Annotated in this window: 17 protein-coding genes; 9 read left to right on the plus strand and 8 right to left on the minus strand. The window is 57.6% G+C overall.

From position 1 onward, the window contains the following. The first annotated feature begins 393 nt into the window (after positions 1–393). Positions 394–2,643, plus strand: coding sequence for a TonB-dependent siderophore receptor (locus tag AXK12_RS07175; protein ID WP_068712924.1), 2,250 nt, complete (start codon positions 394–396; stop codon positions 2,641–2,643). Positions 2,644–2,731: 88 nt separating this feature from the next. Here AXK12_RS07175 and AXK12_RS07180 read toward each other — a convergent pair whose 3' ends face one another. Next, positions 2,732–4,375, minus strand: a complete 1,644-nt coding sequence (locus AXK12_RS07180) for a glycosyltransferase family protein (protein WP_068712926.1) — start codon at positions 4,373–4,375, stop codon at positions 2,732–2,734. Between the two features lie 643 nt (positions 4,376–5,018). Between AXK12_RS07180 and AXK12_RS07185 the strand changes: the two genes are divergently transcribed. Then, positions 5,019–6,389 (plus strand): ABC transporter substrate-binding protein, encoded by a 1,371-nt coding sequence (locus AXK12_RS07185; RefSeq protein ID WP_068712928.1) that lies wholly within the window; start codon positions 5,019–5,021, stop codon positions 6,387–6,389. A gap of 385 nt (positions 6,390–6,774) precedes the next feature. Here the strand turns inward: AXK12_RS07185 and AXK12_RS07190 are convergent, their stop codons facing one another. From AXK12_RS07190 to AXK12_RS07215, 6 genes are all read right to left on the minus strand, one after another. Beyond that, positions 6,775–8,925 carry a TonB-dependent siderophore receptor gene (locus AXK12_RS07190; RefSeq protein WP_068712930.1) on the minus strand — a complete coding sequence of 717 codons (2,151 nt, stop codon included), beginning with the start codon at positions 8,923–8,925 and terminating at the stop codon, positions 6,775–6,777. Between the two features lie 189 nt (positions 8,926–9,114). Next, complete coding sequence (locus AXK12_RS07195) at positions 9,115–10,371, minus strand: MalY/PatB family protein (protein ID WP_068712932.1); 1,257 nt, start codon at positions 10,369–10,371, stop codon at positions 9,115–9,117. 500 nt (positions 10,372–10,871) lie between these two features. After that, the gene (locus tag AXK12_RS07200) at positions 10,872–12,050 is read right to left on the minus strand and encodes a mandelate racemase/muconate lactonizing enzyme family protein (RefSeq protein ID WP_068712934.1); all 1,179 of its coding nucleotides are present in this window, start codon (positions 12,048–12,050) and stop codon (positions 10,872–10,874) included. 22 nt (positions 12,051–12,072) lie between these two features. Beyond that, positions 12,073–13,062, minus strand: a complete 990-nt coding sequence (locus AXK12_RS07205; protein WP_068712935.1) for a transketolase family protein — start codon at positions 13,060–13,062, stop codon at positions 12,073–12,075. Then, a complete protein-coding gene (locus AXK12_RS07210; protein ID WP_068712936.1) occupies positions 13,059–13,904 on the minus strand; it encodes a transketolase in 846 nt (281 codons plus the stop codon). Before AXK12_RS07210 ends, AXK12_RS07205 begins: the two co-directional genes overlap by 4 nt. 4 nt (positions 13,905–13,908) lie before the next feature. Continuing rightward, positions 13,909–14,736, minus strand: coding sequence for an SDR family NAD(P)-dependent oxidoreductase (locus tag AXK12_RS07215; RefSeq protein ID WP_082782729.1), 828 nt, complete (start codon positions 14,734–14,736; stop codon positions 13,909–13,911). A 219-nt stretch (positions 14,737–14,955) separates the two neighbouring features. Here AXK12_RS07215 and AXK12_RS07220 point away from each other — a divergent pair, with 219 nt between their 5' ends. The 4 genes from AXK12_RS07220 (at position 14,956) to glcF (ending at position 19,696) form a co-directional block, all read left to right on the plus strand. Further along, the gene (locus AXK12_RS07220; RefSeq protein WP_068712938.1) at positions 14,956–15,813 is read left to right on the plus strand and encodes a fumarylacetoacetate hydrolase family protein; all 858 of its coding nucleotides are present in this window, start codon (positions 14,956–14,958) and stop codon (positions 15,811–15,813) included. A gap of 81 nt (positions 15,814–15,894) precedes the next feature. Next, complete coding sequence (gene glcD / locus AXK12_RS07225; protein WP_068712940.1) at positions 15,895–17,394, plus strand: glycolate oxidase subunit GlcD; 1,500 nt, start codon at positions 15,895–15,897, stop codon at positions 17,392–17,394. Continuing rightward, positions 17,394–18,455, plus strand: coding sequence for a glycolate oxidase subunit GlcE (gene glcE, locus AXK12_RS07230; protein ID WP_068712942.1), 1,062 nt, complete (start codon positions 17,394–17,396; stop codon positions 18,453–18,455). The genes glcD and glcE overlap by 1 nt, the downstream gene beginning before the upstream one ends. A gap of 2 nt (positions 18,456–18,457) precedes the next feature. Then, a complete protein-coding gene (glcF, locus tag AXK12_RS07235; RefSeq protein ID WP_068712944.1) occupies positions 18,458–19,696 on the plus strand; it encodes a glycolate oxidase subunit GlcF in 1,239 nt (412 codons plus the stop codon). Between the two features lie 141 nt (positions 19,697–19,837). Here glcF and leuB read toward each other — a convergent pair whose 3' ends face one another. Beyond that, a complete protein-coding gene (leuB, locus tag AXK12_RS07240; protein WP_068712955.1) occupies positions 19,838–20,953 on the minus strand; it encodes a 3-isopropylmalate dehydrogenase in 1,116 nt (371 codons plus the stop codon). Positions 20,954–21,063: 110 nt separating this feature from the next. On the opposite strand from leuB, the gene AXK12_RS07245 reads away from it, so the two are divergent. The 3 genes from AXK12_RS07245 (at position 21,064) to AXK12_RS07255 (ending at position 23,718) form a co-directional block, all read left to right on the plus strand. Continuing rightward, positions 21,064–21,699 (plus strand): MBL fold metallo-hydrolase, encoded by a 636-nt coding sequence (locus AXK12_RS07245; RefSeq protein WP_068712957.1) that lies wholly within the window; start codon positions 21,064–21,066, stop codon positions 21,697–21,699. Between the two features lie 68 nt (positions 21,700–21,767). Then, positions 21,768–23,078, plus strand: coding sequence for a bifunctional diaminohydroxyphosphoribosylaminopyrimidine deaminase/5-amino-6-(5-phosphoribosylamino)uracil reductase RibD (gene ribD, locus AXK12_RS07250; protein WP_231863588.1), 1,311 nt, complete (start codon positions 21,768–21,770; stop codon positions 23,076–23,078). After that, positions 23,053–23,718: a non-canonical purine NTP pyrophosphatase gene (locus AXK12_RS07255; RefSeq protein WP_068712946.1), complete on the plus strand. Its 666-nt coding sequence runs from the start codon at positions 23,053–23,055 to the stop codon at positions 23,716–23,718. Before ribD ends, AXK12_RS07255 begins: the two co-directional genes overlap by 26 nt. Positions 23,719–23,828: the final 110 nt, after the last annotated feature.

The raw sequence follows: 23,828 nt of genomic DNA on the forward strand, positions 1-23,828 counted from the left end.
ATAATTTGCATTTTGAGCAAAGGGGAGCACGGGTATCGGGTTTGTTACCCCAGACGATGCTTACCCCGGCATATTATCTCACTTTAGACGAGCAAGCAGACGCGACTGCGTCGCGTCTGCTCTGTCGCTGGAAGCTCGGAAGCTCGGAAGCTCGGAAGCTCGGAAGCTCGGAAGCTCGGAAGCTCGGAAGCTCGGAAGCTCGGAAGCTGAGGTAAACTGCGCCAGATTTGTGTCAAGCTATTTATTTAAAGTAGCTTACGTTATTAGGAAATCACTTTTCCCAGCCAGTTACGGCCTGTGTCCGTGACTGGCTTTTTTGCGCCCGCACTTTCGGGTGCTCCAACGAACAACTCCAGGACCTGTACTATGAACACCCCCAAGACCTGTATTCCAATGAAGCCCCCCAAATTACTCCCGATTGCATTGAGCCTTTGTACTTTCGCTTTGGGCTCGCTCCACGCCCAACAATCCCCTGAGCAAGACGACGAAGAAATCGTCCGGCTCTCGCCCTTTTCCGTAAGCGAGAGAGCCGATATAGGCCGTTACCAAGCCGCCCAAGTCAGTTCGGGCAGTCGGATTCGCATGGACTTGATGGACTCGACACAAAGCATCTCGGTCGTCACTAGCGAGTTTATGCAGGACATCGGCACAGCTCGCCTCACCGATGCGACCAAATATGTGGCAGGCCTTAGTGCTCTAGGCGCGTTACCGTTGTCGATGGACATAATGAACGTTCGCGGCTTCTCCGACTATGACTTGACCCTAGATGGGTTCACCATGTTCAGCCTAGTCAACCAAGACCCGATTATCGTCGAGCGGATTGAGTTTGTAAAGGGCCCCAATGCGATTCTCGCCGCACAAGGTCTTCCCGGGGGTGTCGTTAACAACATCTCCAAGAAGCCGCTGTTCACAAACAAGGGCTATCTGTCCTATCAAGTCGGCCGCTACGATGCTAACCGAGCCGAGTTCGATGCTAATTATGTGGTCAACGATAAGCTCGCCTTGCGCGTGGTCGGGGCCTTCACCGAAGCCGACCACTACAGACAGGGGCTGTTTCACCAAAACACCACGGCGATGCCAATGTTTACCTACCGACTTAGCCCAACGACTGAGTTCACCCTCCAGTTTCAAATACAAAAGTCGGACACTCTTTCTGATATCGCGGCCCCGCTTTCCGTTTACGCTGTAGGGCGTAACAACATTCATCTACCCCAAAATTTACCACGCGATTTCCAAATCGCAGGGCGCAATAGCCCACAGCACCAAAAATCGCATAACACCCGCTTTTTTCTTACTTCACAGATTACCGACAAACTCTCGATGCGAGTCGGGGGAAACTGGTCCCAGTCGGACGTGCGCTCAAACGGCCCCACTCCGAGTGCTCCCTACCTCGGGCAAACAGGAATAGTTGTAGACCCCATCCGGCTCAACGATATCACGGGTGAGTGGTATTGGGACGGCTCCTTTAACGACAACCCGACATACAAACTGTCCGGCCTAAAAGAATGGCCAGTACGTATGAGGGGAAATTTCCAAAACGACTTCGTCTACGAACACACAGCGGCCAATTGGAAATCGCAAACGGTCGCCGGCTACGCATTTAACTACATCAGCCAACACTTTCGGCAAAGAAATTATGCGGACGATGGGATATACTACGATTTTGAGAATAACTATACGCCTCCGCCTTATGCGTTTGATCCCGATATCGACTGGCACTTCAACTCATCGGACCGCCATCGTGGTAATCAGGTCTATATTTATGAGGTGATTAACCTCTTTGATGACCACCTCGTACTCAGCGGCAGCCTTTCGCAAAACCGCTACGTTTCCAATATTTATGACAACCTGACAGGAGTGCGCAGCGACAATAGAGCAGAGGCGACGCTCCCAGCTGCCGGTTTCGTTTACAAAATGACACCTGGAGTTTCGGTTTTCTACGGTTACTCGAAACAAGAGGTGCTCGTACCAGGTGACCCGGGCCAGGCAATCCCCTCTCACACCCGCCCTGGGCGGCAACATGAGGGAGGCCTGCGTCTCCGGCTCTTCGATGGGCGACTCTATGCCACTGCCACCTACTTCGATATTCTACAGGAGAACCTTTGGAGAAATAACCCTGAAAATCACAGAACCCCCATCCCCTTCCCTCTACTGCCTGCGGTAAACACTAACGTCACGTCTAAGGGTGTCGAATTCGAGCTCGCTTGGGCCCCAAATGAGAACTTCTCGCTAATTGGTAGCTACACTAACTTCAAGTTCCGCGATGATGACAACATGAGGGGGCCTAATGTTCCCGAAGAGACTGCGGCAATGTGGGCCTCCTACACCTTCACCCAAGGCGCACTGAGCGGGCTGCGAGTAGGGCTAGGCGCAAGCTATGTGGGTGAACGCGCCAGCGATGCAGAAGGGCGATGGACGTCTCCGCCGGCAGGCTATGACCCCGTGCGAATCCAACCCGTATTCTGGATGCCCTCCTACATCGTCGCCGAAGCGAGTGCCAGCTATCGGTTTAACAAAAACTGGCAGGTGCAGCTATCCATCCACAATCTCTTGGATAAAGACTACATCGCTGGCTCTGCGCTCCGTCGAGTTTTTGTCAGCACACCGATCAACCCAAAGCTTACGCTTCGTTACGAGTTTTGAGTGAGTATCAGTTAACTGTTTCTCTTGCGGCGCACCTTTTGGTGCGCTGCATTTTTTTTCAGATTTGTAAATTCACTGTGTGCGAGACTTACTTCCTTGAGGCGAGTGCGTAAGGAGTGAGTGTCGGAAGGGCAGGGCGTGCTGCGGGAGTTAGTCGTATAAAAACCCACTCATTGCCGATTCCCTGCTCAAACTCCATCGGCCAACCGGCCTCGCCAAGCTCTGTTAGGAATTTCTCTCCACCATCGGCGTAGTCCTTTCGATTAAACAAAATCCCAGAAAACCCGAAAGACTCCAAAGTAGCAGCCATTTCTTTAGGGGGCAACTCTTGCACATCAAGTTGCCAGTCTGCTCCCTGTCGCCCCTTATTACTCCCATAGGAATAACGAAGCTTAGTGGAGTAAAGAAAAGGGCGTATTGGGTCATAGATAAAAAAGTTGATCTTATAAGCCCCGCGCCCCTCAAAGGGCTCAGGGAAGTCTAGGACAGGCAATATGTAGATCATAGCTCCAGCCTCTAAGCTGTCTTCCAGCCTTAACGCCAAGTCCCTATCGGCCATTACTCGCTCTTTAATCACACGAGTGGGGATATTATAGCGAGGGTGAAAATAATTATGGAAGGATTGGTCCATCATAGCTAGCAAAGCCAGTCCCCCCAAAGCACTGAGCTTGGTAGCAAACGAGCAGTTCCGCATCAATCGATTAATCACAAAGGCAAAGTAAATCAGCCCGATAGTCGCGATCGCCACAAAGTAGCGATTCGTTCCCCGTATGTCGTAAAAATTTAATATTAAACTAAAAATAGCATTAATTCCCCCAAAGCTGGAGTAGGCAATAATCCAGCACCCGGCGAGAAAGGGTAGTGAGGGCGCACGTTTATTCACTTGGCGTTGAATTCCCTTAAGAAACAAAAACAACAGGCCTGCCATAGGAAGGAGCCCAATATAAATACCCCACCACTCCTCCCCGATATCCATCTTGCCTCCATCATAGTATCTCGAGAAGAAACCTGCAAACATCTCTAGGTGAGTTCCCCAACGAGGGATAAAAAGCTCTATCGGCTTAAGTGATTCTCGATCTACATCCCCATAAGACCTAACTAGGGCCGCCGGGTTCTCTCCGTAACTCATCCTATAGACAATATAACTCCCCAGTAGTGCCCCAACTATCAGACAGGTAGTTATAATAGGAGCAAGAGACGCGATGGAGTTTTTCCTGCCCTTAAGAATCCGACATAACAGAGCAAGCACGTACAGGTTCAGAAAAAAGAACACCCAGTAAATATTTAATAATCCACTCAGTAAGCCTATAGCCAAAGTCAACCTAAAGCGGAAAGAGCCCCAAGATACATTCTGGACGGTCGCGATATACCACAGGCAATAGAACTGAAGCGGGAGGAGCCCTGTAGCTATTACCCCCAGGCTATCAAGCGAGCGTTGATTATGAGGGAGAAAGGCATAAACGACAGCGAAAGCCCATGAGCTTAGACGTGATATCTTCCAGAATCGAGCAGCCGCATAAAATGAAAAGGCCGCGACTATACAGGAGAGTATTAGCATCGCATTCGCGGCGGGCATAAGTCCAATTACCCTAGCGACCTGCCCGCCGAGCCACACAATGACTCGCTCCGTCTGGGGAAAGTCATTTAGCTGGCCGGTGAATGGAGCCCCTAGCGACTCTGTTGTGACATGAGTAAACAGGCCTAGATCGCCTTCTTTGGACAGTTTCATCATTTCTAATACATAATGAGAGTCACCAGTATAGCGTGTCGGAAATTGAAAGTTGCTCCCCCAACGATCCTCAATAGTCAACCACAGTGCACATACCGCAAGAGCAAGTAGGAGCAGCCACATGAACCGTCCCACCACGCGAGGCCACCACGCCCTCGTGAGTGCGCCCCGACTTGGATATAAGGACTCTGTATAACCTGACTCATTGATCTTCATAAATAGATTAAAATAATACTAAGAAGTTAGTGCCTGCTTTTCTGCCAATCAAGCGCTTGCCTGTTTTATGACTCCAAAAGAAGGATGCCACTGCCCTCTGCTCAAACTCCGCTGCGATTTCGGTATTTGGTAGCCATGCTTTCTGTGGGTAATTGCCTTACCGCATTCGGAAACCGCCGCCTCGCTCAGCAACCGCCACAAACCTGACTCTTGGGCAAATGAACCTGGACTAAAACGCTATTTCTATCTATAGATCAATAGATTACTCGTTTTGAAAAACCTAGATAGATAGGATTTTAGGTAAATCCTCTTATTTTTTTACCATAGCTCTCATTTTTTCCCCCTGCTCGCTCGCTTTCTCCTTCTTTCTCCCTAAGTTAGTCGTTTCTCCCTCCCCATCACAGCCCCCTCCAAACCCTAGCATTTCCTCATGAGACTTTCCCTCGGATCTGCTGTCATTTTCTGCCTTGCGATTGCAAGTGCCGTTCTCGTAGCGCTGATCCCGCACAGAGAGCCCGAAGGTATCACTTTTTGGACTTTTGCCACTGTGCTGCGCGACGCCTATATCGAGCCAATCGCACACTGGAATGAGGAGCATCCGCCGGAAAGCCGCGTCTCGATGACGATGCTACATCCCAATGCGATTGAGCACCGGATGATTTCTGGTTTCCTTTCGGGCACACCGGTCGCCGATCTAGTGGAAACACATGAAGGGATGTATCCCAAAATATACAACGGCCCCCTTGATCAAATCGGCTTCCTAGATATCACTGATCGACTTCATGAGGAGGGGCTGTACGAGCAGTATGACCGGACCGTGCTTCTGCAGCACTCTCATCGCGGACGCCATTTTGGACTTCCCCTTACTGCGTCTCCCGCCATGTTGTCGTATCGCTTCGACCTGGCCGAAGCGGCCGGAATAAGTGACGAAGACATGGCGCAAATCGAGACTTGGGACGATTATTTCCGCGTCATGCGGCCGCTGATGACCGATTTGGACGGCGACGGCCGCCCGGACCGCTACTTACTGAGTCTCGGGGAGGTTAGCCACGACACAATCCGCATGCTCGTTCTACAAAATGACGGAGTGCTTTTTGACGAAGGCGGTAGCCCTTCCTTTGCCAATGAGCAAAACGCGCGTACCCTTGCGACGCTCACTACATGGATTACCGGACCAAAACGCGTAGCAACCGATGTCCACCTTAATAGTGCTACTGGACACAAACAACAGCTCGAGGGACTCGTCGTAGGTACAATAATCACCAATAATCTACTTGGCATTTGGAAAAGGGAAAATCCTCTCCTCAGCGGGAAAATAAAGTTTATCCCTATCCCTGCGTTTGAGCCCGGAGGCCGCCGCACCAGTACGACCGGCAGTACGCTGATCTCTATCAATAGGCGTAGTTCACATATCGAAACCTCTTGGGAAATGGCTAAAAACCTCTACACCTCCTTAGGAGTCGTCGAGTACCTTTACCGCGTGGCCGGTGTGATTACTCCTTATAAAGCGTATTGGGAGGCGCCCTTTTATCACGAACCCGATCCGTTTTGCGGTGGGCAACGGACAGGCACGCTTTTCATTGAGCAGATCCCCCATATGCCCCAGTCTCCGGCTTCTCCCTATCAAAACTTGGTTTATGCTGAACTGGTTAACGCGATGATCGCTCTGCGCGCCTACGCCGACCAAAACGGCATTTATGAAGTCGAACCTCTCGCGGCTGAGGCCTTCCGACTCCTCAAAAAGTCCCAGGATGCACTCCAGAAACTCGTAGATCGAAATGTATTTATAAGTGAGAGCTAGAGTCCAAGCCTGCCGCTGCGCTTCACGCAAAATCTTCCGCTGGCACCGTGGTTTAACCGGGTCCACCACGGTGATGGCCTACGAGTAATGAGCCAAATGCCTGTCGAGAGTGTCGATTTAGTCGTAGCCCCGCCGCCATATACGGATATTTTAGGGCTTTGCGCCATTAAGTTTAATTCGAGCCCTTAATGAGGGCAGGGTTGCTCTCGATTTTGGCGCACGCTCAAGCGTCAATAAGCACTCAATCCGTAATTACGGGACCAAGGTTTAGAATACGAGAGCGAGATATTATGAAAATTGATCAGAATATCTCGCTACTGTGACCGTAGCTAAGTGCTTCGGCGTGTGGCGAAGCAGATGAGTGCGGCCACACGCTGTTTCATTGTTAGAACTTATATGTGGCGGTGAGTTTGAAGCTGCGTGGGTCGCCGGGGACGCTCCACCAGTTGTACCCGTTGTTGAAATATTGCTCGTCGAGGAGGTTGTAGAGGTTGAGCGTGAGATGGAGACGGTCATTCGCTCGCCAGCGGGCAAAGAGGTCTACCGTTTGGTAGCTGGGCACTTTGAGTGTGCCGGTGATGCTGGTTTTGCGTGCGCCAAAGGTGGTGTAAGCGGTGCCGATTTCTAGTCCACGCGGCAGCGCGTAAATGGCGAAGAGGCTAGCGTTGTGCTCGGGGACTCCGGCGAGGCGTTGGCCTTGATATCCGGGGCGGGTGTCTTTGGTGACTTCGGCATCGATGTAGGCGTAGGCGGCGATGAAGCGCAGTTCATCGGTGAGCTTACCGGTTATCTGGAGGTCGAGCCCGCGGCTGCGTTGCTCGCCGACGGTGATTTGGTCAACTACGGTGGGATCGGGATGTGGCACTTTTACGTTTTCTCTCACAATGTTGAAGAGGCTGAGCGTGCCGCCGAGGCGTCCCTGGAAGAGGTTAAACTTGGTGCCGAGTTCATAGCCGGTCCCTTCTTCGGGTTTGTGAATTTCGCCGTTGGAGTCGACGCCGTTGGGCTTGAAGGAGCGTGAGGCGTTAGCGAATCCGCTGATTTGGGGCGTGAATTTGTAGAGGACGCCCGCGCGGGGAACTGTCGCGTCGCGCTCGTAGCTGCTGCGGATGCTGGAGAGCCGTTGGTGCGAGGAGGTTTTGACCGAGTCGTGGCGAAGGCCGAGCGAGCCGATGAGTTCGGGCGTAAAGTAGATCTGGTCTTGGAGGTTGAGCGCGTAGCTTTCCTCGCGCGAGAGGTTGTCACTGACCAAAGTGTAGGGAGGGGGCGTTTTCCCGTAGTCTTTGGCGGGCTCGAAGATATCGACGCCGAATGTGTTGGTGTAGCCGGTGCGCGGGTAAAACTGACCGTTGCGGTAGTGCTCGTATTCGGCGCCGACGAGGACGTGGTGTTCCGCGCCAAAGAGGGTGAACTTGCCATGGACTTCGGCGTGCTGGTGGTAGTCTTGCCACTGGGCGTTGCGCCACTCGTAAGTGCGCCGGACGATTGTGGGCGTGCTGGGAAGTGGCGCGTCCATGTGCATGGTGTGGCCGTGGTAGTGTCCGTGGTAAAACTGCCCGGCGACACGGAGCTTCCAGTGCTGGGCGAGCTGGTGCTCGAGGGCGGCTTGGAGCGAGTGGTTTTTGTTCTTAACTTTTCCGTTGGCCGGTTCTCCGTAAAAATTTTTGCTGCGGACGCGCCCGAAATCGCCGTCAACAGCCGGGATGCCGCGGTCAAAGAGGTTGTCGTTGCGGATGTATTGGGCTTCGAGGGTGAGGAGCGTTTTTTCGGTGACTTGCCAGCTGAGGCTGGGCGCGAAGAGGTAGCGTTGCGTCTCGATGTGGTCGCGGAAGCTGCGGGTGTCTTCGAGTGCCATATTGAAGCGCGCGAGGAGCGTGCCGCTGGCGTTAAGCGGTGTGTTGGTGTCGAGTGTCGCGCGGTAGCGATCCCAACTGCCCGCGCTGGCGGAGATGCGCGTAAACGTTTCCCGCTGAGGGCGTTTAGTCACGAGGTTGACGATGCCGCCCGGGTCGCCGCGGCCAAAGAGGCCGGAGGCGGGGCCTTTGAGGACTTCGACGCGCTCAATCGTGGCTGCGTCGGGGGGGCTATTGTTGCCGCGTGAGGCGCTGAAGCCGTTGCGATACACGGCACTGGTATCAAACCCGCGCACGTTGAAACTGGCCATATTGAGCCCGCCAAAGTCGTTGCCGCGCGTGATCCCACCCGCGAAGTCGAGTGTGCGCTCAATGCGCGTCTCGCCGAGGTCGGCCATGACCTCGCCAGTGACGACGGAGACGCTGCGCGGCACATCTTCGAGCGGGGTGCTGATCCGCGTGGCGGTGACTTGGCGCGTGGGCCGCCAGCCTGCGCCGACTTCGTCGCGGGCTTCGACACTCAGCGCGTCGAGCTGGTAGGGCGCATCCGCATCGGCTAGGTCGAGCGCGGAGTCTCGGCTAGTGGCGGCGACGAGCGGAATCGAGGCCACGAGGCCCAGCGTGAGGGCACTGATGGCAGTTAATAGAAGGGTAGAGGGACGCGGGTGCTTTGTTTTGTTCACAGGTGTTTAAATTGAGAATAGTTCTCGACTTAAAGCCTAGCAAAGTCGTCAAGCCCTACGCACAAATAAGTAGCCTTAAAAATCTACCTAACAGCGAGTAATAAAATTTATGTACTCTTTTTAGGCACACAAGCGTTGCAGTGCCACGCGTGAAACATGGCCCCTTCCAGGTCAGCCTCTAGAGCGAAGCTAAGCGGCAGTGGGGGCCGTTTCGACGGCGGTTTTTAGTCGACGGAGGGCTGCGTCGAGCGTGCTGCGTGGGCAGCCGAAATTTAGCCGTACGTAGTGTCCGGCGGGAGCACCGAAAAATGCGCCGTCGCTTAGGCCCACGCCGTGTGCCTCGAAGTGAGTGACCGGGTCGGCGAGGCCGAGTGCGCGGACGTTTAGCCAAGCGAGGTAAGTTGCCTCAATCGGGGCTTCGATTTCGACGCCGGAGAGTTCGTTTTTAACAAAGTCGATTAAGCGGTCGCGGTTTCCGCGCAGCGTTTCGAGGAGGGCTTGCCGCCAAGGCTCAGCATCACGATAGGCGGCTTCGCACGCGGCGTAGCCGAGGGCATTGACTTCGGGCACGATTCCGGAGGCGGCACGGTTAAACTGGGCGCGGAGTGCGGCGTCGGGGATGATGGCGAAGGAGGTGCCGAGGCCGGGCAAGTTGTAGGTCTTGCTCGGAGCCATGAGAGTGAGGCTGCGTGCGGCGATTTCGGAGCTGAGGAGCGCGGTCGGCGTGTGGCGCAGCGCGGGCTCGAGGACGAGGTCGCAGTGGATTTCGTCACTGCATAGGGTGAGCTTGTGGCGCAGGCAGAAGTCGGCGATTTGTGCGAGCTCGTCGCGCCGCCACACGCGGCCAATCGGGTTGTGCGGATTGCACAGGAGGAACAGTTTGGTGCGCGGCGTGACCGCAGCTTCGAGTGCGGGCCAGTCGATCACCCAAGCTCGCAGACCTTTTTTATTGGGCGTGTCGTCGCGGTCGCAGACTGAGCCGCTCCCTTCGGTCGTCACTTCGGCCTCAGCGTCATTTTGTTCCTCCAGTTTTAGCGGCACAGTGACGGTGCGCCGCCCACTGTTTTTGGGCGCGGATATGAAGGGCGGATAAATGGGCGCGAGGGTGAGGACTTCGTCGCCTGTGCCGGCAAAGGCTTGGGCGGTGACGTTTAGCCCGCAAACGAGCCCGGGCAGCCACACAATCCACTCGGGCGAAATCGTCCATCCGTAGCGGGTTTGCATGGCGGTGACGATTGCGGCGGTGGTGCTAGGGCAGGGGCGTGCGTAGCCGAAAATGCCTTGGTCGACGCGGGCGTGGAGCGCATCGAGGATCTCGGGTGCGGAGCGAAAGTCCATGTCGGCAACCCACATCGGGATGATGTCGCGGTTTTCGTATTTAAGCCACTTTTGCGAGTCGGTGTGGCGACGTTCGGGCGGGGTCGTGAAATCGAATCTGGAGTGCATGGAAAGGTTTGCTCCGAGACTTGGTGCGGGCGGTTTTGCGTTGCGATTCAAAACCGCAGGGTAGCTTTCGGGGCTGTGCGTTTCGAGGGAAAGCCCGCAGTTAAGCAGGAGTGCGCGGGAGCCCTCTGCTCGAGGGGCGCGGGGTCAGCACGTCACAGTTGAGCAATCGATCTACGTGCAGGGTTTTCCGACTACGTAAACCTTCGGTGCTTGTTTGCATGTAGGCACCGGAACGGGTGAGCAAATCCTTGTACGGTCGGGGGCCGAGGCTGGGGCGCTCGAGCAGCACAAGACAGCCTTCAACGAATTCAATCCGATCTTAGATCATGTCGGCTATACCAGCCCTCGACATAATCGTGCACCATCTCCATGATCAGCCCGTTGGGCGCATTGAGCAGCATGTTGAGAGCTGCCTACAGACGACAGAGGGCCGATGGGGGCATGGACGACAGGTAAAGGGCTAGAAACTAGGTCGTTTTAGCCCTTGTGAACTGACCCTTTCACGCTGCCTCACTGCCTTGGGGCCGCGTACCAAGTCGACGCTCCCAGCCTTCAGTATGGACGTTCAAATAGGCGTTGGGGTCGTAAGGATGTGCCTTGATCGCGTCGATATTCAGATCGATTCCGAGGCCGGGGGCATCCGGGAATGACAGATGGCCATTGTCGGGATTCACGGTCGGATGCCAGGTGACCAATTCGCGCGTCCACGGCTCGTTAAACGCATCAAAGTGCTCCTGAATCAGAAAGTTGGGGACGGCGGCGGCAAGCTGCAAGCACACTGCGGTGGCGACCGGCCCGCCGCTTTGATGCGGCGCTATCACACTGCCGTGGCCGGCTGCGATGGCCGCGACCTGCATACTGGCACCGATGCCGCCCAGCGACATGGGCTCAGGTTGAAAGATATTGACCCCGCCGCCTTGTGCCAGGGTGTAGAACTGGCCGACGGTATCATACATTTCGCCGGTTGCCACCGGGATCGGCGAGCGCAAGGCCATCTCGTGCACGGTTTCCTGACGGTCGCGGCCCGTGGGTTCTTCAAACCAGTAGATATCGAGATCGGCAAATTTCTGCGCGGCCTGTAACGCCGCAATCCCGGTAAAGCGCGCGTGCACGTCGATCAGGATACGGGTATCGGCAGGCAGGCGGTCGCGCAGCGTGCGGCAGATTTCATAAGCGAGCTCCAATTCTTCCTTGGAAATAAAGCTCTGCGCGGTGCCGAACGGATCCAGTTTGAATGCCTTGAATCCTTTGGCGAGAACCGCCTGCGCTGCTTGCAGAAACGCTTCGGGCGTGCGCTCGGTGCGATACCAGCCATTGGCATAGCCAAGCACGCTCTCGCGTGCACGCCCGCCAAGGAGCTGATAAATCGGCACACCAAGGTGTTTGCCGAGAATATCCCAACACGCGACTTCAATCGCCGCAATCACGGTGCGATGAATATGACCGCCGTCGAGCGAAACGCTGTCGAGCAATCGCTTGACCAGTGCGGTGATGTGCCGTGGATCCTGACCGATGGCCAGATGTTTCAACTCGTGCACACCGGCTTCGGTGGTGCGGATAAAGCCATTGAGCGTGCCTTCGCCGATGCCGTAGATGCCTTCGTCGGTGATGACTTTGACAAACAGCCAGTTTTTCCAGCCCGCACCGACGGCATAGGTTTCGATATCAACAATCTTCATATTTGCTTCGTCCTTACTGATGTTATGAAACCAATGCGCCGATGGTATCGATCATCGCGTCCAATGAAATGCCATATTGCGCCTGAAGCGTTTGCACGCTACCGCATTCAATAAATTGATCCGGCAGACCAATCCGGGTCAGCGGTTTTACTTGTCCTGCATCAAACAGCGCCTCGGCGACCAGCGTTGCCAGCCCGCCTTGAACGACGTGGTTTTCCGCTGTCACCAGATATTCGACGCCAGCGGCAAAACGCGCCACCGCCACGCCATCAAACGGCTTGAGGGTCGGCACATGCAGCACGCCGACCGAAATCCCGCGCGCCTCAAGTGCCGCCGCTGCATCCAGCGCGCGCTCGGTCATCAGACCCGTCGAGATAATGCCAATCTGCGTGCCCTCGCGTAGTGGCCGCGCTTTGCCGATCTCGAACGTATAGTTCTCAGGCAGCACGCGCGGCACCTGCCCGCGCAACAGGCGCATATAGACCGAGCCTTGATGGGCCGCAATCGCCTCGACCGCCGACTCGATTTCGACCGCATCACACGGATCAATCACGACCATATTCGGAATCATGCGCATCAGCGCCACGTCCTCGATGGCCTGGTGGGTGCCGCCATAGCCAGTGGTCAGCCCCGGCAGCCCGGCGATGATTTTCACGTTCAAATTGGAGTGCGCGCAGGCAATCGCGGCAAATTCGTACGCGCGGCGCGAGGCAAATACGCCATACGTGGTGGCGAAGACTGTTTTGCCGGTGCGCGCCAAACCTGCGGCGACGGCAATCATGTTCTGTTCGGCCATGCCGATATTGAAAAAGCGCTCCGGGCAGGCATCGCGGAAGGGGTGGATGTCGGTGTATTTGCCCAGATCTGCGGTCAGCCCGACAATCGCCGGGTTCTCCTTGGCAATCCGTGCCAGCGCCCTGCCAAACGGCGCATTGACCATGGCGCGTGCGCCGTTGGTCGCCTCGTCCTCGCCCATTGCGAGCGTGCGGTTTCTTGTCGTTACGGTACTCATACGGCGGCCTCCAAGCTGTGTTCAAATTCGGCGATGATGTCATCCCATTGGTCGGTGTTGACGCGGAAGAAGTGTGCTTTTTCGCTGGTTTCAATCCGGCGTACGCCCTTGCCGGGCAAGGTGCGCAGCACAATCGCGTGCGGCTTTCCCTGCCGTGCTCGCGCGCGCTCAAGCGCCGTGACAACGGCGCTGATATCGTTACCATCGATTTCCTGTGTTTCCCAGCCGAATGCGGCCCATTTCTCCGCGATCGGTTCCATATCGAGCACCATCGGGCCGTCGGCCTGGATGCCGTTGCAGTCGATCAGCGCTACCAGATGATCGAGTTTGAAATGGCTGGCCGACATCGCCGCTTCCCAGGTTGAGCCTTCCTGCATTTCTCCGTCTGAAAGCTCCACGAACACCCGCGCCGTAGACCCATCTAGGCGCAAGCCAAGCGCCTGTCCGACGCCTTGCCCGAGGCCGTGCCCGAGTGCACCGCCGATCATCTCGACGCCCGGGGTGGTGTCCAGCGTGGACATTTCCAAGCGGCTGCCGTCCGCGCCATAGGTCGGGAGTTCTTCCAGGGGCAGCACACCTGCTTCGGCCAACGCGGCCCACAGACCGATCGAATAGTGACCGGTTGAAAGCAGAAAGCGGTCGCGCTCCGGCCAGTTTACATTGGCCGGGTCGTAGCGCAGCTCGTGGAAATAAAGCGCGGCTAGCACGTCGGCCATGCCTAAACCTTGGCCGATGTAACCTTGGCCTTGCCCGTGCGCCATGGTCAGCATGTGGCGGCGCAATTGTGTGGCGCGGCGTTTTAATTCGCCGATATCGGCGGGTTTGGAGGGGTGGGGGTTCATTGTATTAGTCCTTGTCGAGTCCGCCAGACATGTTCAGACGCTCAGCGGTCATATACGGGGGGGCATCCAGACACAACCAGACGACCGCCTGCGCAATCTCGTCAACCGAGGCGCGACGCCCAAGCGGAATACGCTGTGTGCGTTCGTCCAAAAAGGCTTGTAAATCGCTACGACCATTAATCCGCGCCATCTCCATCTCGGTCGAACGCTGCATTTCCGTGTCCATCATTCCCGGCGCAAGGGAGTTAACTAGAACGCCATAAGGCGCCAAAGCCACCGCTGCGGCACGGGTGATCGAGTCCACGCCCGCCTTGCTGGCCGTATAGGCCGTATAGTCCGGCAGCGCCATGCGCGAGCCTGGCGAGGTGATATTGATAATGCGTCCGCTGCGCTGCTCACGCATGACCCGTCCTGCCGCCTTGCACAACATGGCGAGTGCGGTGACGTTCAGTGCCAGCGTGCGTGTCCACGCTTTATGCGTAGCTTCCAGAAACGGCTCAATGACACCGTAGCCGGCATTGTTGACCAGCACATCCAAACCGCCCCAGCGCGCGACTGCGCGCTCTACCGCCGCCTGCGGTGCATCTTCAGTGGTCAGATCGCAGACGATGCACTCGACCTCTCCGCCCTGCTTCAACAGAAGCTGCTCCGTGTCCGCTAGCCCTTTCGCATCGATGTCGCAAATCGCTACTGCGCATCCACGCTCCAGTAATTGGCGTGAGACTTCGCGTCCCAAGCCGCCCGCCGCGCCGGTCACGAGTGCGCGCCGCGAGGGCCGGTTATTTTTGTCAGTTGTAGTCAAATTTTCCTCCGATTTGTGTTGTGCAGTCATCGCGTCGTTCGCAGGCTAAGTACCTGTACTATATGTAGAACAACGGCGTCATTTTGGTCTCGTCAACTGCTTTGTTATTTGTGTGGGGGCGAAATACGGCTGTATTTTTCGCTTTCTTCCATGTTCCCGGAAATGAACGAGTTACTGTGACCAATTATGCCGAAATTCCGTTGAGTACACCCCAAAAATGGCTCTGAACCTACAATTAAGGAGAATTCGATGAAGTTGTTTCGCCACGGCCTGCCTGGCCAAGAAAAACCCGCACTAATTGACCCTCAAGGACAGGCCCGCGACCTGTCGGGGGTGATCGATGACATCTGCGCAGAAACGCTTACGCCCGCCGGACTGCAAAGCCTGCGCGCCATCGACCCGCAAAGCCTGCCGCTCATCGCAACACCGGGGCGCATTGGCGTGCCCTTCGCCAATCCCGGCAAGTTCATCTGCGTGGGGCTCAACTACGCCGATCACGCGGCCGAAGCGGGGGCGGAAGTCCCGAAGGAGCCGATTCTGTTCACTAAGTGGTCCCGCCCCACAGGCGCGAACGACCCCGTCGTGCTGCCGCGCCAGTCGCTCAAAACCGACTGGGAGGTGGAGCTGGGCGTCATCATCGGCACCCAGGCACGCTACATCTCGCGCGAAGCGGCCCTGTCACATGTGGCAGGCTATTGCGTTATCAACGACGTATCTGAACGCGAATACCAACTGGAGCGCAGCGGCACCTGGGATAAGGGCAAAGGCTGCGACACCTTCGGCCCCATCGGCCCATGGTTGGTGACCGCCGACGAAATCCCCGATCCGCAAAACCTGGACCTGTGGCTGGAGGTCAACGGCAAGCGCTTTCAAAACGGCAATACCCGCACCATGGTATTTGACGTGGCTACCTTGATTCACGAAATCAGCCAGTTCACCACGCTCTACCCTGGCGACATCATCAGCACCGGCACACCGCCAGGTGTCGGGATGGGGCAAAAACCGCCGGTGTATTTGCAGCCCGGCGATGAGATGCGGCTGGGGATCGCGGGCCTGGGCGAACAAACCCAGCGCGTTTACGCCTGGGATGCGGCGTTGCTGGATTAAACTCAGGCCGTGTCCGCGCTCTATTCTCGATGGCCTAACTTGACAGCATGTCGGGGGGGGCCTCCCTTCCGTCCTCGCCCCATGAGCATTCTCTACGACGAACGAATTGATGGCGCGCTGCCTGTGGTGGACCGGGCAGCCTTGCTGCGTGCGCTGGCCGCGGAGATCCCGGACCTTGAAATCCTGAGTGAGCCCGATGAGCTCGTACCTTATGAGTGCGATGCGCTTTCAGTTTATCGCACCACGCCCATGTTGGTGGCACTCCCCAAGCGACTGGAGCAAGTCGAAGCACTATTGAAGCTCTGTTACGCCCGCCGCGTCCCTGTGATCGCACGTGGGGCAGGGACGGGGCTGTCGGCAGGCGTGCTGCCTCTGCCCAATGCGGTGCTCTTGGTGATGGAGCGTTTTACCCAGATTCTTGAAATCGACCCCGCCGCGCGCCGGGCGAGGGTGCAGCCCGGCGTGCGCAATGTTTCCATTTCTAAAGCCTGCGCCCCGTTTGGTTTGTATTTTGCGCCCGATCCGTCCTCGCAGATTGCTTGCTCGATCGGCGGTAATGTCGCCGAAAATGCGGGCGGCGTGCACTGCCTGAAATATGGCCTGACCGTCCATAATATCCTCAAACTCGAAATCCTGACCGTCGAGGGCGAACGCCTGACCATTGGCAGTGAAGCGCTGGATACGCCGGGATTCGACCTTTTGGCCTTATTCACCGGCTCGGAAGGGATGCTCGGAATCATCACCGAAATCACTGTCAAGCTGCTGCCAAAGCCCAAAGTGGCACAAGTCTTGCTCGCGGCCTTTGATTCGGTGGAAAAAGCCGGTCGGGCAGTGGCCGATATTATCGCGGCGGGGATTATTCCTAGCGGTTTGGAAATGATGGATAACCCAGCCATCCGCGCGGCGGAGGATTTTATCCATGCAGGTTATCCCATTGATGCCGCCGCAATTTTATTGTGCGAGCTCGATGGCGTGGAAGTCGACGTCGAGGAAGATTGCGAACGCGCGCGAAACCTATTGCAAAACGCCGGTGCGTCTGAAGTCCGCCAAGCCGCAGATGAAGCCGAGCGTGCGCTTTTTTGGGCTGGGCGAAAAAATGCGTTTCCAGCGGCGGGGCGGCTTTCGCCTGATTATTACTGCATGGACGGCACCATCCCGCGTCGTGCCTTGCCTGAGGTCTTGCGTGGGATCGGTCGCCTCTCGGATGAGTATAAATTGCGCGTCACCAATGTCTTCCACGCTGGAGACGGCAATATGCACCCGCTCATTTTGTTCGATGCCAATAAAGATGATGAGTTAGAGCGCGCCGAAACTTTGGGCGGAAAAATCCTCGAATTGTGCGTCAAGGTCGGTGGCACGATTACCGGCGAGCACGGTGTCGGGCGCGAAAAAATTAACCATATGTGCATGCAGTTTAATGCTAAGGAGCTTACAGCCTTTCATGCAGTCAAAGCGGCATTCGACCCCGAAGGGCTGCTTAATCCGGGCAAGAATATCCCCACTCTCCACCGCTGTGCCGAATTTGGTGGGATGCATGTGCATATGGGGAAAATGCCGTTTCCCGAACTGGAGAGGTTTTGATGCGCTCCTCTGACGCTAATCACAGCCAAGCTCTGATCGAGCAGGTCAAGCAAGCACTGGCCAACCGCACACCAGTCAGGATTCGCGGCGGCAACAGCAAAGCGTTTCTGGGCCGTGCTGTTGATGGTCTTGAAATCGATACCCGCCCCCATCGCGGCATTGTCAATTACGACCCGACTGAACTGCTCATTACCGCGCGAGCTGGAACTCCGTTGTCCGAACTCGAAGCCGCGCTTGATGCCGCCGGGCAGATGCTGCCGTTTGAGCCGCCCCTGGCTGATCAAGGCGCCACTGTTGGCGGTATGATTGCCACAGGGCTATCTGGCCCGCGCCGCCCGTGGGTGGGGGCAGTGCGCGATTTTGTGCTGGGAACCCGAGTCATTAACGGGGATGGGCATCATTTGCGCTTTGGCGGTGAAGTGATGAAAAACGTCGCCGGATATGACTTGTCGCGCCTGTTTACGGCGAGCTTCGGCTGTTTGGGCTTATTGACTGAAGTGTCGATCAAGGTCCTGCCCAAACCCCGCCACACCGCCACGCTGGCCTTATCGCTGACACCGGAAGCCGCGCTGACTCAGCTGGCCGAGTGGGGGCAGCGGGCACTGCCGATCAGCGCAGCCGCGCATGATGGCAATACCTTGTATTTGCGCTTAGAAGGCGGCGAGGGTTCTCTCAAAGACGCGCGCAATCGCTTGGGCGGAGACGGAGTTGATTCCGATTACTGGTCGCAGCTCAATGCCCGCACCCTGCCGTTTTTCACCGACCCCTTGCCCCTGTGGAGGATTTCACTTCCTCATAACACGCCGTTGTTTGCACTTCCAGGCGCACAGTTTCTTGATTGGGGCGGCGCACAGCGCTGGCTGAAAAGTGATGCTCCAGCGGACGCCATCCGCGCGATTGTTCGCACATACGACGGCAGCGCGACCTGTTACACCCAGGGCATCACCGATAGCCCTTTCGCGCCATTATCCGCCATCCTGATGCGCTATCACTGCCAACTTAAGGCGAAGCTAGACCCGCTCGGGATTTTCAACCCAGGTCGCATGTATTCAGAGCTGTAACCATGCAAACTACGTTAAGCCAAAGAGCCAAAGGCCTGACCCGAGCCGATGATGCCGAACGCATCCTGCGCAGTTGCGTCCACTGCGGCTTCTGCAACGCGACCTGCCCGACCTACCAACTGCTTGGCGACGAACTCGATGGACCACGTGGGCGCATCTACCAGATCAAAGAGGTGCTGGAGGGTAAACCGGCGAGCCCGCTCACGCAGCTTCACCTCGATCGCTGCCTGGCCTGCAGCAGCTGCGAAACCACCTGTCCTTCCGGGGTCGAGTACCACACCCTGCTGGATATTGGCCGTGCGGTGGTGGATGAACAGGTCACGCGTCCAATCGGCCAACGTCTCCTCCGCACGAGCTTGCGCCACGTAGTAACAAAGCCGCGTCTGTTTAAGGTTTTGGTAAAGATCGGCAGCACCTTGCAACCCATCCTGCCAGCGGTACTGCAACGCAAACTTCCGCGCAGCATCCCCCGCGCGGCGAAACTGCCCACCACCCATCACCCCCGGCAGATGCTGATGCTGGATGGCTGCGTGCAACCTGCATTTTCACCCAATACCAACGCTGCCGCCGCGCGGGTGCTGGATCGCTTCGGTATCAGTATCATTCCTGTGCGCGAAGCAGTTTGCTGTGGCGCGGTGGATTACCACCTTGACGCCCAAGCCGCCGGGCTGAACCGCGCCCGGCGCAATATCGACGCTTGGTGGCCTGCCATCGAACGCGGCGCGGAAGCCATCGTCCAGACTGCCAGTGGCTGCGGCGCATTCATCAAGGACTATGCCGCTTTGCTCAAACACGACCCCGCCTACGCCGCCAAAGCCGAGCGCGTCAGCGCGCTCTCGCGCGATCTGGTCGAAATCCTGCGCGATGAGCCTCTGGACACACTGGCACTCGACACGCGCCATCAACGCTTGGCCGTGCATTGCCCCTGCACTCTGCAACACTCACAGCCACTCGGTGGCGTGGTGGAGACTGTGCTCACTCGCCTAGGCTTTGATTTGACGCCGGTCGCCGATGCCCACCTGTGCTGCGGCTCCGCTGGGGCGTATTCCATTGTCCAGCCCGAATTAGCCCAGCAATTCCGCGACGACAAGATCGCCGCACTGGAGCAAGGTAAGCCGGATGTTATCGTCACCGCCAATGTGGGTTGCCAGACCCACCTTGACAGCGCGCGCCGCACTCCGGTCCGCCACTGGATTGAGCTTGTAGATGAAGCACTGCTTCCGACGCCCTCGGCCGCCTGAGTGTTCACCGTTTAGATCTGAGTAGAAACGGCTAGGTTTACTCTGATCGGCGTGGGGCTTGGGGCGCCGGCCAAGCAATCGAGAGGGTGAGTCGGGAGACGCTGTTCACGTGCTGACAGATTTTCCGCGCCTCACAGCGCCTCACAAGGCACCGAGGATCTTCTCGGTCATCTGTTCGGTGCCTACAGCAGTGCGACCGAAGGCGATGTCCCCGGTTCGCGTGCCGCTTGCCACGACTTCGCGGACGGCGCGCTCGATGCGTGTTGCTGCGTCTTCCAAACCAAAGCTGTAGCGGAGCATCAATGCGCCCGAGAGGATTTGCGCGCACGGGTTGGCGATGCCTTTGCCTGCGATGTCGGGGGCGGTGCCGCCTGCGGGTTCGTAGAGCCCATAGGGGAGGCCGAGCGTGTTTTTGCGTGCGCCTAGCGAGGCGCTCGATAGCATCCCGAGCGAGCCGCAGATGACGGCCATCTCGTCAGAGAGGATGTCGCCAAACATGTTTTCGGTCACGAATACGTCGAACTGCCCGGGATCGCGCACAAGCTGCATCGCGGCGTTGTCCACTAACATGTGCGAGAGTTCGATATCTGGCGCGTTCGCGGCGACGTAGTCGCTGACGGTCTTTCGCCACAAGACGGAGGTTTCGAGGACGTTGGCCTTATCGACCGAGCAGAGCCGCCGCTTGCGACTGCGTGCCGCCGTAATCGCGACCTCAGTAATCCGCTCAATCTCGCTCTTTCGGTAAATCATCGTGTCAACCGATTCGACGTCCGTACCGCCGTTGAGGAGGGTCGTGCGTTTCGGTTGGCCAAAGTAAATCCCGCCCGTCAGCTCACGAATGCACACGATGTCGATACCTTCGGGGATGCGCTCGTTTTTGAGCGGTGAGGCCTCGCGCAGTTCGGGGTAGAGGAGACCTGGGCGGATATTGGCAAAGAGGGTGAAGTGCTTGCGTAGCGGGAGCAGTGCGGCGCGCTCCGGCTGTTCCTTAGGCGGTAGCGACTCCCATTTGGGACCGCCGACGGAGCCGAAGAGGATCGCATCGGCCGCTTCGCATGCGGTGAGTGTCGCTTCGGGGAGAGCAGTGCCATGCGCATCGATCGCGCAGCCCCCGACGGCGTGTTCGCTGTAGTCGAGTTTGAGCCCTTCTTGGGCGGCCACTTTCTCTAGCACACGGAGGGCGGAGCGCATGACCTCCGGTCCGATGTAGTCCCCTGCCAATACGGAAAATTTCAGTGTCGTTTCGTTCTTCGGCATAATTTGCGAGCGGAAGTAGCCAGGCCAGAGGTAAAAGGAAAAGCTATTTGCTGCGTGGCACGGACTTTCGCGATTGCGCGGGACTGGGGGCCTACGCTGCATCTGTGTACATGAATTTTTATGTGCGCGCGCTTGGGCCTGTTCAGACGAACGCTTACCTGTTGACCGAGCCGGAGCGCGGTGAGGCCGTCCTGATTGATGCGCCGGAGGCGGTTTGGGCGGAGGTCGCCCCGCTGCTCGCTCACGATAAGTGCCGCCTGAGTGAGCTTTGGCTGACGCATGGGCACTGGGATCATATGCAGGGCGCGGCCGAGGTGGTTCGCGAGTCGGGCGCACAGGTCCTCGCTCACTCTGCCGATCAGCCGCTCTATGAGGAGCCGGAGCGAATGCGCAGTTTCATGTTCGAGTCCTCCAAGTTGGAGCCGGTGGGGGTTGACCGCTGGGTCGGGCAGGGCGAGGCGCATGAGGCACTCGGGCTGCGCTTTGAGGTGCGGCATGTGCCGGGGCATTGTCCGGGGAACATTCTTTTTTATGCAAAAGCGCTTCGGGCAGCCTTTGTCGGTGACGCCCTTTTTCGTGGTTCGGTTGGGCGCACGGATTTGCCGGGCGGCGATTTTGAAGCGCTCGCTCAATCGATTCGGCAGCAGATTTATACACTGCCTGCCGAGACGCGGATTTACTCGGGCCACGGACCGGAAACGAATGTCGCCGCTGAACGCGCGACGAATCCCTACGTCCACGACTAAGCCAGTTTTGCGTCGCCGCTCCCCCTAATTTCCTCCCCAAACAGTCTGTACTCTGAATTGTTCCTGCCATGGATGCCGCTGAAGATCTCCTTAAGCCGTTTCCCGATGCTGGAGCAGTTCCCGTAACGGCGGCGGCGGAAAAAGACGACTGCCGTCCGCGTCTCGCCGATACGCCGATGGCGGAGCACGAACAATTCATGCGCCGGGCAGTTGAGCTTGCTCGTAGTGTCTGGGGCACGACACATCCGAACCCGATGGTCGGCGCAGTGATTGTCGAAAGTTCGGCAACCGATTCAGAGGCCCCGGGCACAATCCTTGCTGAAGGCGCAACTTCGCCCGATGGTGGCCCGCATGCCGAGCGGGTAGCGCTCAATGCTTGGCGCGAGGACGAGCCGCACTATGGGGCGACTCCCCACACGACACTCTACGTGACGATGGAGCCGTGCTCGACCGAGGGCCGCACAGGTGCATGCACGGATGCGATTATTGCGAGCGGCATCCGGCGCGTAGTCGTCGGCACACTCGACCCGAATCCGGCGCATGCGGGGCGCGGGATCGATATTCTGCGCGAAGCGGGGATCGAGGTGATGACGGGCATCCTCGAAGCGGAGTGCCGGGGCCTAAATATCATTTTTAACCATTGGATTACGACCCACACGCCGCTCTTTGCGGCAAAGACGGCGACGACGCTCGACGGGCGGATTGCTTGCCGGACGGGCGACTCGCGTTGGATTACGGGCGAAGTGGCGCGGGCAGATGTGATGCGTTGGCGGCGGCTCTTCCCGGCAATCGCCGTGGGCGCGGGCACCGTCATGCAGGACAACCCGCGACTCACCTCACGAATCGAGGGCGAGGAAGAGTGGTGCCCCATCCGTTTCGTGTTCGATGGGCTACTCTCGACCGCTTCCCGCCTCAGCACTCGCGGGCTCCCTGCGCTCTACACCGACGAGTTTAAACACCGCACGATCGTCGTCACTACGCCGCACGGCGGGCTCGGCTACGTGCGCCAACTCCGCGAGCGCGGCGTCCAAGTTTGGGTGCTGCCCTCGCCGACACAGCGGGTGGGCTGGGCCGAGTTTCGCCAAAAATGCGCAGGAGAGCAGATCTTTGGCGTGTATATCGAGGGCGGCGCACAAATCCTCAGCCAGCTCCTGCGCGAGGCGCAGATTGATTACCTGTTTTCCTACCAAGCCCCGATGCTGTTCGGTGACGACCGCGCGAAGCCGATGATGCGCGGGCTGCGCACGGAGCGACTGGGCCAAGCCGTGCGCTTGGCCGAGCCGCTGCACACGATTTTGGGAGACGACGTGCTGACGCGCGGACGCGTTGTTTATCCCAACGACCTTTCTCTCGATGAAACTGTTTTTAGCCACGGGTAACGCTCACAAGGTCCGCGAGCTGGGCGAACTCATCGCCGAGCTTGATCTGACACAGCAGCCCGGCCTGCGACCGCGAGACTGCGCAGAAATAAGGCGGGCCTTGACGCTTGAGTCTGCCGCCTCGCTCGGCGGGATGCCTCCCGTAGCCGAAGACACGGGGACTTTCGTGGGTAATGCGCGCAAAAAAGCACATGCGCTCGCCGCACTGCTGCCCACCGACGAGCCCGATGTGTGGGCATTGGCCGACGATAGCGGGCTCTGCGTCGATGCGCTGGGCGGCGCCCCCGGCGTCGAGTCGGCGTATTACGCGGGCCCACAAGCAGACTCCGCCGCAAACCTCGCCAAGCTCGTTGCCGAAATGCGCGACGTGCCGCCCGGTCAACGCGGTGCGCACTACGTCTGCGTGCTCGTCTTGTGCGCTGCCGATGGGCGTGAACAGGTGTTTCGTGGTGAGTGTCATGGCTCGCTCGCACTAAGCCCGCGCGGGCAGGGCGGCTTCGGCTACGACCCGCTCTTCATCCCACACGGTTTTGACAAGACCTTTGGCGAACTCCCCGCTTCCGTAAAACACACCCACAGCCACCGCAGGCAACCCGTGGCCGCTGCCATTCACGCCCTCGCCACCCGTGCGTGCTGCTAAGTGTCCGTGAACACAGAGTACCACTGCGCGTGGGGCGGCAGCGTGTCGCTGCACCCATTTAGATTTTGGTTTCGCCTCTGCGCGACGCGCAGAAACGAAACCAAAATCTG

This window comes from Cephaloticoccus capnophilus, assembly GCF_001580045.1.
GTDB classification, from domain to species: Bacteria; Verrucomicrobiota; Verrucomicrobiia; order Opitutales; family Opitutaceae; genus Cephaloticoccus; species Cephaloticoccus capnophilus.

Excerpts from the sequence above, each read along its gene's own strand:
- AXK12_RS07175 (WP_068712924.1), top strand. The coding sequence starts at position 394 with ATGAAGCCCCCCAAATTACTCCCGATTGCATTGAGCCTTTGTACTTTC.
- AXK12_RS07180 (WP_068712926.1), bottom strand. The coding sequence starts at position 4,375 with ATGATGAAACTGTCCAAAGAAGGCGATCTAGGCCTGTTTACTCATGTC.
- AXK12_RS07185 (WP_068712928.1), top strand. The coding sequence starts at position 5,019 with ATGAGACTTTCCCTCGGATCTGCTGTCATTTTCTGCCTTGCGATTGCA.
- AXK12_RS07195 (WP_068712932.1), bottom strand. The coding sequence starts at position 10,371 with ATGCACTCCAGATTCGATTTCACGACCCCGCCCGAACGTCGCCACACC.
- AXK12_RS07200 (WP_068712934.1), bottom strand. The coding sequence starts at position 12,050 with ATGAAGATTGTTGATATCGAAACCTATGCCGTCGGTGCGGGCTGGAAA.
- AXK12_RS07205 (WP_068712935.1), bottom strand. The coding sequence starts at position 13,062 with ATGAGTACCGTAACGACAAGAAACCGCACGCTCGCAATGGGCGAGGAC.
- AXK12_RS07210 (WP_068712936.1), bottom strand. The coding sequence starts at position 13,904 with ATGAACCCCCACCCCTCCAAACCCGCCGATATCGGCGAATTAAAACGC.
- AXK12_RS07215 (WP_082782729.1), bottom strand. The coding sequence starts at position 14,736 with ATGACTGCACAACACAAATCGGAGGAAAATTTGACTACAACTGACAAA.
- AXK12_RS07220 (WP_068712938.1), top strand. The coding sequence starts at position 14,956 with ATGAAGTTGTTTCGCCACGGCCTGCCTGGCCAAGAAAAACCCGCACTA.
- glcD (WP_068712940.1), top strand. The coding sequence starts at position 15,895 with ATGAGCATTCTCTACGACGAACGAATTGATGGCGCGCTGCCTGTGGTG.
- glcE (WP_068712942.1), top strand. The coding sequence starts at position 17,394 with ATGCGCTCCTCTGACGCTAATCACAGCCAAGCTCTGATCGAGCAGGTC.
- glcF (WP_068712944.1), top strand. The coding sequence starts at position 18,458 with ATGCAAACTACGTTAAGCCAAAGAGCCAAAGGCCTGACCCGAGCCGAT.
- leuB (WP_068712955.1), bottom strand. The coding sequence starts at position 20,953 with ATGCCGAAGAACGAAACGACACTGAAATTTTCCGTATTGGCAGGGGAC.
- AXK12_RS07245 (WP_068712957.1), top strand. The coding sequence starts at position 21,064 with ATGAATTTTTATGTGCGCGCGCTTGGGCCTGTTCAGACGAACGCTTAC.
- ribD (WP_231863588.1), top strand. The coding sequence starts at position 21,768 with ATGGATGCCGCTGAAGATCTCCTTAAGCCGTTTCCCGATGCTGGAGCA.
- AXK12_RS07255 (WP_068712946.1), top strand. The coding sequence starts at position 23,053 with ATGAAACTGTTTTTAGCCACGGGTAACGCTCACAAGGTCCGCGAGCTG.